Annotated in this window: 11 protein-coding genes; 9 read left to right on the forward strand and 2 right to left on the reverse strand. The window is 72.6% G+C overall.

Annotated elements, in window-relative coordinates; genetic code table 11:
* The first annotated feature begins 181 nt into the window (after nt 1–181).
* From glnA to D3A60_RS01390, 8 genes are all read left to right on the forward strand, one after another.
* Nucleotides 182–1,591, forward strand: coding sequence for a type I glutamate--ammonia ligase (glnA, locus tag D3A60_RS01355; protein ID WP_119716919.1), 1,410 nt, complete (start codon nt 182–184; stop codon nt 1,589–1,591).
* Nucleotides 1,592–2,115: 524 nt separating this feature from the next.
* Nucleotides 2,116–2,889, forward strand: coding sequence for a TorF family putative porin (locus D3A60_RS01360; RefSeq protein WP_119716920.1), 774 nt, complete (start codon nt 2,116–2,118; stop codon nt 2,887–2,889).
* A 28-nt stretch (nt 2,890–2,917) separates the two neighbouring features.
* Complete coding sequence (locus D3A60_RS01365; protein ID WP_119716921.1) at nt 2,918–3,256, forward strand: P-II family nitrogen regulator; 339 nt, start codon at nt 2,918–2,920, stop codon at nt 3,254–3,256.
* Nucleotides 3,257–3,276: 20 nt separating this feature from the next.
* Entirely contained in the window at nt 3,277–4,710 is a 1,434-nt protein-coding gene (locus D3A60_RS01370; protein ID WP_196778607.1) for an ammonium transporter, read from the forward strand.
* Between the two features lie 97 nt (nt 4,711–4,807).
* Nucleotides 4,808–5,848, forward strand: coding sequence for a two-component system sensor histidine kinase NtrB (locus D3A60_RS01375; RefSeq protein WP_119716922.1), 1,041 nt, complete (start codon nt 4,808–4,810; stop codon nt 5,846–5,848).
* A 130-nt stretch (nt 5,849–5,978) separates the two neighbouring features.
* Nucleotides 5,979–7,394, forward strand: a complete 1,416-nt coding sequence (gene ntrC / locus D3A60_RS01380; protein WP_119716923.1) for a nitrogen regulation protein NR(I) — start codon at nt 5,979–5,981, stop codon at nt 7,392–7,394.
* Between the two features lie 68 nt (nt 7,395–7,462).
* Nucleotides 7,463–8,041, forward strand: coding sequence for a superoxide dismutase family protein (locus D3A60_RS01385; protein WP_119716924.1), 579 nt, complete (start codon nt 7,463–7,465; stop codon nt 8,039–8,041).
* A 16-nt stretch (nt 8,042–8,057) separates the two neighbouring features.
* A complete protein-coding gene (locus tag D3A60_RS01390) occupies nt 8,058–8,552 on the forward strand; it encodes a GNAT family N-acetyltransferase (protein WP_119716925.1) in 495 nt (164 codons plus the stop codon).
* Nucleotides 8,553–8,587: 35 nt separating this feature from the next.
* On the opposite strand, the gene D3A60_RS01395 is transcribed toward D3A60_RS01390, so the two are convergent.
* Nucleotides 8,588–9,535 (reverse strand): hypothetical protein, encoded by a 948-nt coding sequence (locus D3A60_RS01395; RefSeq protein WP_231120355.1) that lies wholly within the window; start codon nt 9,533–9,535, stop codon nt 8,588–8,590.
* A 187-nt stretch (nt 9,536–9,722) separates the two neighbouring features.
* Between D3A60_RS01395 and D3A60_RS01400 the strand changes: the two genes are divergently transcribed.
* Nucleotides 9,723–11,000, forward strand: coding sequence for an acetyl-CoA C-acetyltransferase (locus tag D3A60_RS01400; protein ID WP_119716926.1), 1,278 nt, complete (start codon nt 9,723–9,725; stop codon nt 10,998–11,000).
* A 191-nt stretch (nt 11,001–11,191) separates the two neighbouring features.
* Here the strand turns inward: D3A60_RS01400 and D3A60_RS01405 are convergent, their stop codons facing one another.
* Nucleotides 11,192–12,448, reverse strand: a complete 1,257-nt coding sequence (locus tag D3A60_RS01405) for a heme biosynthesis protein HemY (protein WP_119716927.1) — start codon at nt 12,446–12,448, stop codon at nt 11,192–11,194.
* Between the last annotated feature and the right edge of the window lie 21 nt (nt 12,449–12,469).

Consider the following 12,469-nt stretch of genomic DNA (forward strand, 5'->3'; position numbering starts at 1 on the left):
TAGCCGAACGCGCCGCGCACCAAAGCGGTGCAGATTGCAATGAGGACTGCTTCTGTTTGGGGCAGATGCGGCAGCGCGGCAGCGCGCTTGCGTTACAGATCAGTCACTTAGACCGGGCCAAGACTTGGCACGCCGCTTGCTTTGATACTGGCATCCCAGTCCACGCAAGGTGTCCGCCGCAATGTCGTACGAGCACGTCGAAAAGCTGATCCGTGACCACAAGGTCGAATTCATCGACCTGCGCTTCGCCGACATGCGCGGCGTGCAGCACCACGTGACCTACCCGAAGTCGATCATCGAGCCGGCGCTGTTCGAGGACGGCAAGATGTTCGACGGCAGCTCGATCAGCGGCTGGAAGGGCATCAACGAGTCCGACATGGTCCTGCTGCCGGACCCGTCGACCGCGTTCCTCGATCCGTTCACCGCCGACCCGACGCTGGTGCTGACCTGCGACATCCTCGACCCGGCCACGATGCAGGCCTACTCGCGCGACCCGCGCGGCGTCGCCAAGCGCGCCGAGGCCTACCTGAAGTCCAGCGGCATCGCCGAGCAGGCGTTCTTCGGCCCGGAGCCGGAGTTCTTCATCTTCGATTCGGTCCGCTACGCCAACGAGATGGGCCACACCTTCTTCCACGTCGACTCCGAAGAGGCCGCGTGGAACTCCGGCCGCGAGTACGAGGGCGGCAACACCGGCTACCGGCCGGGCGTTAAGGGCGGCTACTTCCCGGTCGCGCCGCTGGACTCGCTGCACGACATCCGCGCCGAGATGTGCAAGACGCTCGAGCAGGTCGGCATCGAGGTCGAGGTGCACCACCACGAGGTCGCCAACGCCGGCCAGTGCGAGATCGGCACCAAGTTCAGCTCGCTCGTCAAGAAGGCCGACGAGCTGCTGACGATGAAGTACGTCATCAAGAACGTCGCCCACCGCAACGGCAAGACCGCGACGTTCATGCCCAAGCCGATCGTCGGCGACAACGGCAGCGGCATGCACGTGCACCAGTCGCTGGCCAAGGGCGGCGTCAACCTGTTCTCCGGCGACGGCTACGGCGGCCTGTCGCAGACGGCGCTGTGGTACATCGGCGGCATCTTCAAGCACGCCCGCGCGATCAACGCGTTCGCCAACTCGACGACCAACTCGTACAAGCGCCTGGTGCCGGGCTTCGAGGCGCCGGTGATGCTGGCCTACTCGGCGCGCAACCGCTCGGCGTCGTGCCGCATCCCGTACGTGGCCAACCCGAAGGCGCGCCGCATCGAGATCCGCTTCCCGGATCCGATGAACTCCGGCTACCTGATCTTCGCCGCGCTGATGATGGCCGGCCTGGACGGCATCAAGAACCAGATCGACCCCGGCGCGCCGAGCGACAAGGACCTGTACGACCTGCCGCCGGAGGAAGAGAAGAACATCCCGACCGTGTGCCACTCGCTGGACCAGGCGCTGGAAGCGCTGGACAAGGACCGCGACTTCCTCAAGGCCGGCGGCGTGTTCACCGACGACTTCATCGACGGCTACATCGCGCTGAAGATGAAGGAGGTCACCGCGTTCCGCGCGGCGACGCATCCGCTCGAATACCAGATGTACTACGCGATCTGATGCTCGACCGGGCGCGCCAGCAGCGACGCGTTGGGCCGGCGGTTGTCCGGCCCGGCGCAGCGCGCCGGGCGTTCGCTGCGGACGCGCGGCAGTGCCGCGCAGGCGTCCGCACCTCGCCCGCTCGAATACCGGATGTACTACGCGATCTGATGGGCGATCGCGCGCATCGGGCGTCGAGCACGAGGAGCCGGCCGCTGGCCGGCTCCACGCCACGCGGCCTGAGCGCGTGGGCGTCCCGGCGACTGGCGCGCGCGGTGCACGGCACGAATTGATTCAAACGCGGCCCGGGGTGTTCCCCCGGGCCGCGTTGTTGTTGGCCCTTCCATCGGCCGTCGCGGCGCCGTCGAACGCGTCGCGGGCCTGTCCACCATCCCACCGCAACGAGGTGAACCAGATCGACGGGCGATGCCCGCCGCCAGGCGAGTGCGTCCCGAGATAACGCGGAACCGGGCACACGGCGTCCGCGTTGCAAGAGCACGAAGCAATGACCGGGGAGGGGCCACCGCTTATGAGGAGCCTGCGTCATGTCGTCTCGAAACCATCGCACCACGCTTTCACTCGCCACCCTCGCCACGTTCGTGGTCTTCGGCCTGGGCATGGCCAGCGCACACGCCGGCGCCGCCGGCAGCGTGACGCTGACCAGCGACTACGTGTTTCGCGGCATTTCGCAAACCAACCAGGAGCCCGCGCTGCAGGCCGGCCTGGAATTCGCCACCGACGCGGGGTTCTACGTCGGCGGCTGGGGCAGCAACGTCAGCTGGCTGTCGGACCTGTCGTCCGTCGGCGCGCCGGTGTCCAGCAGCGTCGAGCTCGACGCCTACGCCGGCTATCGGGGGCAGCTCCTGCCCAGCGTGTTCACCGACACGGTGAAGTTCGACGTCGGCGCGCTGTACTACTGGTACCCGGGTGACTACCCGGCGGGCTTCAACAGCCCCGACACCGCCGAGCTCTACGTCGGCGTCAGCGCCGGCATCGTCTCGGCGAAGTACTCGTACGCCCTCACCGACCTGTTCGGCTACGCCGACTCGGACGGCAGCGGCTACCTCGACGTCTCGGCGAACTGGGAGTTCGTGCCGACCTGGACGCTCAACGTCCACGGCGGCAAGCAGTGGATCGAGAACAACGAGGCGTTCGAGTACGCCGACTGGAAGCTCGGCGTCACCAAGACGTTCGACGGCGGGTTCTCCGTCGCGGTGGCCTACACCGGCACCGACGCCGACGAGCCGCTCTACACCAACCCCTACGGCAACTTCCTCGGCGACGACGCGTTCGTGCTGACGCTGGGCAAGTCGTTCTGAGCCGCGCCATTCCCACCGGAGCTGAAAGATGAAACTGATCACCGCGATCATCCGGCCGTTCAAGCTCGACGAGGTGCGCGAAGCCCTCAGCGAGGTCGGCGTGTCGGGCATCACCGTTACCGAGGTCAAGGGCTTCGGCCGGCAGAAGGGCCACACCGAGCTGTACCGCGGCGCCGAGTACGTCGTCGATTTCCTGCCCAAGCTCAAGCTCGAGTGCGCCGTCCCGGACGCGCTGCTCGAGGCCGCGCTCGAAGCGATCCAGCTCGCCGCGCGCACCGACAAGGTCGGCGACGGAAAGATCTTCGTGCAGGCGCTCGACCAGGCCATCCGCATCCGCACCGGCGAACTCGACGAGGACGCCCTGTGAACACGACCGCGAGGACTCCCATGAACGTTTGCATTGACGAACCCCGCGGGCAGGCGCCAACCGCGGCTCCAGCCACGGTTGCCGGTCGAGCCGGAGGTGCGACGCGGCACGCGCTGCGCGTCGCGGTCGCGGTCGCGGCGCTCGCCTTCGGCGCCGCGCACGCGCAGGAAGCCGTCGCCGTCCTCGAGACCGCGGCCGAGGCCGCGCCCGCGGTCGAACAGGTGGTCGACAAGGGCGACGTCGCGTGGATGCTGACGTCGACGCTGCTGGTGCTGCTGATGACCGTGCCGGGGCTGGCGCTGTTCTACGGCGGGCTGGTGCGCAGCAAGAACGTGCTGTCGGTGCTGATGCAGGTGCTGGCGGTGTTCTCGATGATCGTGCTGCTGTGGGTGGCCTACGGCTACTCGCTGGCGTTCGCCGGCGGCGGCGCATTCATCGGAACCTTCGACAAGCTGTTCCTGGCCGGCGTCAGCAAGGACTCGCTGGCGGCGACGTTCACCGCCGGCGTGTCGCTGCCGGAGTACGTGTTCGTCGCGTTCCAGTCGACGTTCGCCGGCATCACCGGGGCGCTGATCGTCGGCGCGTTCGCCGAGCGCATCAAGTTCCGCGCGGTGCTGCTGTTCTCGGCGCTGTGGTTCACGTTCGCCTACCTGCCGATCGCGCACATGGTCTGGTACGCGCCGGACGGCTGGCTGTTCGCCAAGGGCGCGATCGACTTCGCCGGCGGCACCGTGGTGCACATCAACGCCGGCGTCGCCGCGCTGGTCGGTGCGTACCTGGTCGGCAAGCGCGTGGGCTACGGGCGCGAAGCGATCAAGCCGCACAACGTGACCTTCACGATGATCGGCGCGTCGCTGCTGTGGGTCGGCTGGTTCGGATTCAACGCCGGCTCCAACCTCGAGGCGACCTCCGGCGCGGCGCTGGCATTCCTCAACACGCTGCTGGCCACGGCCGCCGCGGCGCTGGCGTGGAGCCTGGTCGAGGCGGTGATCAAGGGCAAGCCGTCGATGCTCGGCGGCGCGTCCGGCGTGGTCGCAGGGCTGGTCGCGATCACCCCGGCCTGCGGCACGGTCGGGCCGCTGGGCGCGATCGCGATCGGCGCGATCGCCGGCGTGCTGTGCGTGTGGGGCGTCACCGGGTTGAAGCGCCTGCTGCGCGTCGACGACTCGCTCGACGTGTTCGGCGTGCACGGGCTCGGCGGCATCGTCGGCGCGCTGCTGACCGGCGTGTTCACCGCGCCGGCGCTGGGTGGCTTCGGCGCCGAGGACTTCTCGATCGCGAAACAGGTCGGCGTGCAGGCGCTCGGCGTCGGCGTGACGATCGTCTGGTCGGGCGTCGTGTCGCTGCTCGCGTTCGCGATCGTCAAGGCCGTGGTCGGCCTGCGCGTGCCGGAGGAGGCCGAGCGCGAAGGCCTCGACATCACCTCGCACGGCGAAGCGGCGTACGAGAACTGATCGGTCGCAACCGCGCGGAGGCCGGGCGGTTCGCCGCCCGGCCCCGCGCACCGCGTGCCGTCTTGCACCGTCCCGGTGCGCGCACCAAGATGGTGCAATGACCGCGACCCCCGCGCCCGAGCTCGACGCCCTGGTCACGCCGCTGGCGTGGACCGACCGCGACGGCGCCATCGTCGGCACCAACACCGCGTTCGCCCGCTGGTTCGGGGTCAGCGCGCGGCGCCTGCTCGGCTGGCCGCTGGCCGCGCTGGACGGCGGCGACGGCCGGCTCGCCGATGCGATCGCCCGGCTCGGATTCGATGACGCCCCGGTCTGCGCGCGCCGGATCCGGCTGCGCTACGCCGACGGCGACGAGCGCTTCGCCGACGTCTGGCTGGCGCGCCGCGACGACGGCGGCTGGCAGGCCGAGGTCCACCCGGTCGAGGAGTTCCCCGGCGAGGACCCGGCGCGGCTGCTGCCGTCGGCGCTGTCGGCCGCGCTGAAGGGGCTCGCGCACGAGCTGCGCAACCCGCTGTCGGGCCTGAAGGGCGCCGCGCAGCTGCTGGCGCGCCGTGTCGAAGACGCTGACGGACGCGAACTGGTCGGCCTGATCGCCGAGGAGACCGACCGCCTCGCGTCGCTGGTCGACCGCCTGCTGGCGCCGGTGCCGGCGCGCGCGCACGAGCCGCTGAACATCCACGCCGTGCTCGAGCGGGTGCTGCGGCTGGCCGAGAGCGAGGCCGGCTGGGCCGTGCGGCTGGTCCGCGACTACGACCCGAGCCTGCCCGAGCTCGACGGCGACGCCGACCGCCTGACCCAGGCCGTGTGGAACCTGGTGCGCAACGCGATCGAGGCCGGCGCGACCACGGTGACGCTTCGCACGCGCGCCGAGCACGGCGTGCGCATCGGCGACGAGCTGCACCCGGTCGCGCTGCGGCTGGACATTTCCGACGACGGCCGCGGCGTGCCGGAGGCGCTGGCCGAGCAGCTGTTCCTGCCGCTGGTGTCCGGACGCGCGGAAGGCAGCGGGCTCGGGCTCGCGCTGGCGCAGCAGGCCGCGCGCGAGCACCGCGGCTCGCTGGCGTACCGGTCGCGGCCGGGGCACACGGTGTTCACGGTGCTGCTGCCGATGCACGACGTCGACGGGGAGGGCGCGTGAGGGCCGCGCCGACGACAGCGTGGCGCCGGCATTCGCCCCGACCGCATCGATGGCGGGAGCCGCCATCGACGACCACCCGGCAACACCCGGTAGCCCGGTAATCCACCAGCCCCAGCGAGCCCCGACCTCCATGCCCGTTTCCCACACCCCGTCCCGCATCTGGGTCGTCGACGACGACCGCGGCGTGCGCTTCGTGCTCGCGACCGCGCTGCGCGAGGCCGGCTATGCGGTCGAGGGCTTCGAGGGCGCGGCCGATGCGCTCGAGGCGCTGGCGTCGCGCGGGGCGCCGGACCTGCTCTTCACCGACGTGCGCATGCCCGGCGACGACGGGCTCGTGCTGCTCGACCAGCTCAAGGCGCAGGTGCCGCAGCTGCCGGTCATCGTCATGAGCGCGTACACCGATGTCGCCAGCACCGCCGGTGCGTTCCGCGGCGGCGCGCACGAGTTCCTCAGCAAGCCGTTCGACCTCGACGACGCGGTCGCGCTGGCCGCGCGCGCGCTCGAGCGGGACGCACCGGCCGGCGTGGACGCGCCCGACGACGCAGCGCTCGACTCGCCGGAGCCCGAACTGGTCGGCAGCACGCCGGCGATGCGCACGCTGTTCCGCGCGATCGGCCGGCTGGCGCAGGCGCCGCTGTCGGTGCTGGTCACCGGCGAGACCGGCACCGGCAAGGAGCTGGTCGCGCGCGCGCTGCACCGCGAGTCGCCGCGCGCGCACGGGCCGTTCGTCGCGCTGAACACCGCGGCGATTCCGTCCGAGCTGCTCGAAAGCGAGCTGTTCGGCCACGAGGCCGGCGCGTTCACCGGCGCCAACCGGCGCCACCTCGGCCGCTTCGAGCAGGCCAACGGCGGCACGCTGTTCCTCGACGAGATCGGCGACATGCCGCTGTCGCTGCAGACGCGGCTGCTGCGCGTGCTCGCGCAGGGCGAGTTCTTCCGCGTCGGTGGGCGCGAGCTGATCCGCGTCGACGTGCGGGTGATCGCCGCGACCCACCAGCCGCTCGAGCAGCTCGTCGCCGACGGCCGCTTCCGCGCCGACCTGCTGCACCGGCTCGACGTCGTGCGCCTGCGCCTGCCGCCGCTGCGCGAGCGCCGCGACGACGTGCCGCAGCTGGCCGAGCGCTTCCTCGCCGCCGCGGCTGCGCGCTTCGGCGCCAAGCCCAAGCGGCTCGGCAAGCCGGCGCTGGCGCGACTGCTGGCGCACGACTGGCCGGGCAACGTTCGCGAACTGGAGAACCTGTGCTGGCGGCTGGCCGCGCTGGCGCCGGGCGACACGATCACCGTCGACGACCTCGACGACGCGCTGGCGCAGTCGCCGCAGGCCGGCGACGACGACTGGGACGCGCGCCTGCGCGCGTGGGCGCGCGCCCAGCTCGCCGACGGCGCCGAGCACCTGCACGCCAGCGCGCGCGAGCGCTTCGACCGTGCACTGCTGCAGGCGGCGCTCGAGCACACCGGCGGGCGCCGCAGCGAAGCCGCGGCGCGGCTCGGGCTCGGCCGCAACACCCTGACCCGCAAGCTCGGTCCCGGCCGCACGCGCGGCTGAGCCGTTCACCCGCGCCGAACCCGGCCGTCGCTACCGTCGTCCCCCACCGCCGCACAGGAGATGCCCGCATGAAGCCGCTGACAACCGCCGTTGCCCTGGCCGCCGCGCTCGCCGCAAGCGCCTGCACCACCGCGCCGACCGCCTCGCGCACGGCGCCGCCGTCGCCGTCGGCCGGAAGCGCCGTGTCCACCGCGCGCGGTGCCGACGTCGTGCTGGCCTCGGCCTCGGCCTCGCTGGTCAGCGGCAAACTGCGCGCCGCGCCGATGGGCGACGGTGTGCACTTCACCGGCGAGGTCGGCGGGCTCGGCGCCAATTCGACCCACGCGATCCACGTGCACGAAAAGGGCGACTGCAGCGCGGTCGACGCCAGCAGCGCCGGCGCGCACTTCAACCCGACCGGCGCCGCGCACGGTCGCGCCGGCAGCGGCGCCCACCACGCCGGCGACATGGACAACATCGTCGCCGACGCGCGCGGCGTGGCGCGGGTCAACGCGCACCTGCGCGGGGTGACGCTCGGCGGTGGCGCGGCCAACGACATCGCCGGACGCGCGGTGATCGTGCACGCCGCGCCCGACGACTACGCCAGCCAGCCGGCCGGCAACGCCGGCGCGCGCGTCGCCTGCGGCATCATCGTCGCGACCCCGTAGCCGGACCGACCGATCGATGAGCCACCTGCGCATCCGTGACGCCCGGCCGGCCGATCGCGACCTGCTGTCGCGCTGGGCGCAGGCAATGGCGTGGGAGACCGAGCACAAGCGGCTCGACCCGGACACGGTCGATGCCGGCATCGCCGCGGCGCTGGCCGATCCGGACAAGGCCCGCTATTTCGTCGCGATGCGCGAGGCCGCCGTCGGCGGCCACGAGACCATCGCCGACCCGGCCGGCACGCTGATGCTGACGCGCGAATGGAGCGACTGGCGCAACGGCACCTGGTGGTGGATCCAGAGCGTCTACGTCGCGCCCGACCACCGCCGCGCCGGCGTGTACACCGCGCTGTACCGCCACGTCGAAGCGCTGGCCCGCGCCACCCCGGGCGTGATCGGCCTGCGCCTGTACGTCGAGCACGCAAACGCGCGCGCGCAGCAGACCTACGCGGCGCTGGGCATGGTCGATGCCGGCTACCGGGTGTTCGAGGCGGAGTTCACCCCCGCCGGCTGACGCCGCGCGCGCTGGCCCGGTCCGCGCCGCGCGGCTTACGCGAGCGCGTCGCGCGCCGCGTCGACCTCGTCGCAGTGGACGAAGTTCACCGCGACGCCGTGCGCGGCGAGCACGGCGGCGATCTGCCGCTGGCGCGCCTGGAAGTGCGCGTACCGGCGCTCGAGCTTGGCCCGGCATTCGTCTGTGTCGCACGGCTGCTCCGGCGCGTAGCGGCGGTGCCACGCACGCGGCGTGAACAGCGCGATCCGCGCTTCGCCGCCGGCGTAATGCACCAGCGGCTCCGGCGGCGAATCGAGCCACGCGTCGTCGTCGGGCGCGAGCAGCGCCGTCTCCAGCAGCGGCCACAGCGGCGCGAGGCCGGCGTGCTCGTACTGCAGCGCCATCATTGCGGCCAGGTCGTGCACGGTCAGGTAGCGCGCGTGCTCGACGCGCACGCCGAACGCCGCCTGCGCGGCGAGCGCGGTGTCGGCGCCGGCCATGCCGCGCTCGAGCAGCTCGCGCTCGAATGCCGCGCCGACGTCGGCCACCCGCGCCGGTGTGCCGGTGACGACGAACGGCACCAGCCGCAGCGGACCGCCGACGAAATCCGGTGACGGAGACAGTGCGCCGGGCAGCTGGCCGTCGTGCGCGCCGAACGCGATCACGCGGCCGCCGTCGACGACGCCGGCACGCGGCGCGCGCGCGGCGAGCTGGTCGAGCTCGCGATGCAGCGGCCAGCCCGGGCGCAGCAGTTCGACCGGGTCGTAGTGCGCCCCGACCGCGACCAGGTCGAGCGCGGCGGCGTCCGGCACCAGCCGTGCGAGGTCGCGCGCGACCAGCGCCAGCAGGTCGCCGACCTCGGCCTGCGCCAGCGCGCTGCGCGCGACCGGCGCGTCGCCGGTCAGCTCGAGCGCGAGCGCGCCGAGCACGTGCGTGGCGTCGCCGGCGGACGTGCGGTCGAAGGAAGCGTTGGCGGCGGGGCGATCGGTCGGCTCGGCGGTCATCGGCGCGGGGTGGCCTGTCGGGCGTGGGGGAGGGCCGCGGGCGGGGCGCCGCGCGCCGCGCTGAGCGCGACAATACGCAGGCGTTTGGTCGAGCGCGGGCCCGGCGCTACACTGCGGTCATTATGCCCGCGACGCACGGCGGGCCGCCCTTTCCACCGTCCGCCCGACGTCCGCCCGAGGTGAACCGATGCGCCCATCCCGTCCCGTCGCCGTGCTTGGCGGCGTCCGCATTCCGTTCTGCCGCCAGAACACCGCCTACGCGGACGTCGGCAACCTCGGCATGTCGGTCCGGACCCTGGGCGCGCTGGTCGAGAAGTTCGGCCTGCACGGCCAGCAGCTCGGCGAAGTGGCGATGGGTGCGGTGATCAAGCACTCGTCGGACTGGAACCTGGGCCGCGAGGCCGCGCTGTCGTCCGGTCTGTCGCCGCTGACCCCCGGCATCACCCTGCAGCGCGCGTGCGGCACGTCGCTCGATTCGATCGTGCACATCGGCAACAAGATCGCCGCCGGGCAGATCGAGGTCGGCATCGGCGGCGGCTCGGACACCACGTCCGACGTGCCGATCGTCTACGGCCAGAAGCTGCGCCGCCGCCTGCTGGCCGCGGCCGCGGCGAAGACGCCGCGCGACAAGCTGGCCGCGTTCAAGGGCTTCAAGCCCGCCGAACTGAAGCCCGATTTCCCCGGCGTGGCCGAACCGCGCACCGGCAAGTCGATGGGCGAGCACTGCGAGGACATGGCCAAGCAGTGGAACATCGCGCGCGACTCGCAGGACGAATGGGCGCTGTCGTCGCACCAGAAGCTGGCGGCCGCGTACGAGCGCGGGTTTTTCGACGACCTCGTCGTCAGCTTCCGCGGCGTGTCGCGCGACAACATCCTGCGCGCGGACTCGACGCTCGAGAAGCTCGCGTCGCTGAAGCCGGCGTTCGACAAGACCTCCGGCCGCGGCACGCTGACCGCCGCCAACTCGACGCCGCTGACCGACGGCGCCGCCGCGTGCCTGCTGGCGTCTGACGAGTGGGCCGCCAGGCACGGCCATGAAGTCCTGTGCCACCTGCGCGACGCGCACGTCGCCGCGGTCGACTTCGTCCATGGCGAGGGCCTGCTGATGGCGCCAACCGTGGCGGTGCCGGAGATGCTGGCGCGCAACGGCCTGACCCTGCAGGACTTCGACTTCTACGAGATCCACGAGGCGTTCGCCGCGCAGGTGCTGTGCACGCTGCGCGCGTGGGAGAACGAGGAGTACTGCCGCAACCGCCTCGGCCTCGACGGGCCGATGGGCCGCATCGACCCGGCGAAGATCAACCCGAACGGCTCGTCGCTGGCCGCTGGCCACCCGTTCGCCGCGACCGGCGCGCGCATCGTCGCGACCGCCGCGAAGGAGCTCAAGCAGCGTGGCGGCGGCCGCTGCCTGGTGTCGATCTGCACCGCCGGCGGCATGGGCGTGGTCGCGATCCTCGAGCGCTGAGGGCTCGCGTTCGCTGACGCGGCCGCGGCAGCGGCCGATCCGGCAACGGCGTTGCGTCGCATGGCGAAGGTCGTCGCCGCCATCGCGGGCGGCACGTCCTGTTCGCTTTCAAGCCAACTGGCCCGGCCATCGACGGCCGGGCGTTCGCAACGGCAGCCGACGCCGTCAGGGCATCGGCCCCGTGACTTCGCTCAACCGCGCAGGCGCGGCACGCCGTGGTCGTCGCGCTCCTCGATCGCGGCCTCGTCGCCGATGCGCTGGCGCAGGTCGCGCCCCGGCAGCTCGAACGCCGGCTCGCCACGCGCGACGCGCAGCGCGTTCGCATAGGCCAGCCGGGCGCGCGCGTCGTCGCCGCTGCCCGCATAGCCGTGGCCGAGTTCCTCCCACGCCTCGGCGCCGCCGCCGTGCGCGAGCGCGCGGGTGAGGTGCGTTTCGACCTGCGGCCACGGCTGGTCGGCGCCGCGCAGGCGCGCCAGCGTCAGCTGCAGCGCCGGGCTGCTGGGGTGCTTCTGCAGCCAGCGTTCGGCATTCGCGCGGCGCGCCTCGCGGCGGCCCGCGCCTTCGGTGACCGGCAAGCGGCCGTACAGCGCCGCCAGCGACTCGTCCCAGCGCGCGTCCAGCGCCTGCTCGATGCTCTTGGCCGCCGCGTCGTCCCAGCGCATCGCCGCCGCGCGCGTCGCGTACGCGCCAACGATCGCCGGCTCGGTCTTCAGCGCCGTCGGCAGTGCGTCCCAGCGATCGGCCAGCGCGTTGGCGTCGGCCGCCTCGCGCAGCGTGGCCTCGGCCCATGCGGCCTCGCGCCGCTGCAGCTGGGCCGGCGGCCAGGCCTGCTGCTGGCGCAGCGCGCCGAGCAGGCCGTAGGCCTCGCCGGCGCGGCCCAGCGCCGCGAGCGCATCGCCGCGCAGGGCGAGCGCGCGCGGCGGCAGCGGCTGCGCGGCCGGGTCGTCGAGCACGACGAGCGCGTCGGCGGGCCGGCCATCGGCCATCGCGACCTCGGCGGCGGCAACCGCGTACGCGCCCGGCGTCGAGCGCAGCGCGTCGAGCTGCCGCGCGACCGCGGCGTCGTCGCCGCGTGCGGCGGCGGCGTGCACCGCGGCGACCCGCAGCGCGGCGCTGGATTCGTCGTCGGCGGCCTGCGCGAGCAGCTTCTCGGCACGGCTCCATTCGCCCAGGTGCAGCGCCTCGAGCCCGTCGCGCAGGCGCGCACGCGCGCGCCGGTCGCGCTGGCGGCGCCACGCGGCGAACGGCAGCGTCACCAGCTTCCACAGCAGCCACAGCGCGAGCAGCACGCCGACCAGCAGCAGCACCGCCTTCGGCAGGTTGGTCGTGTAGTCGTACCCGCCGTAGCGGACCAGCACGTAGCCGGGGTCCTGCACGAGCAGCTGGGCGACCAGCGCGCCGGCCAGCGCCAGCGTGATCAGAAAGAGCAGGTTGCGGAACAGGTTCATCGGCAGGGTCCTTGTGCGGAT

The sequence above is a fragment of the Cognatilysobacter tabacisoli genome, assembly GCF_003586305.1.
In the GTDB taxonomy this organism is placed as follows: domain Bacteria; phylum Pseudomonadota; class Gammaproteobacteria; order Xanthomonadales; family Xanthomonadaceae; genus Cognatilysobacter_A; species Cognatilysobacter_A tabacisoli.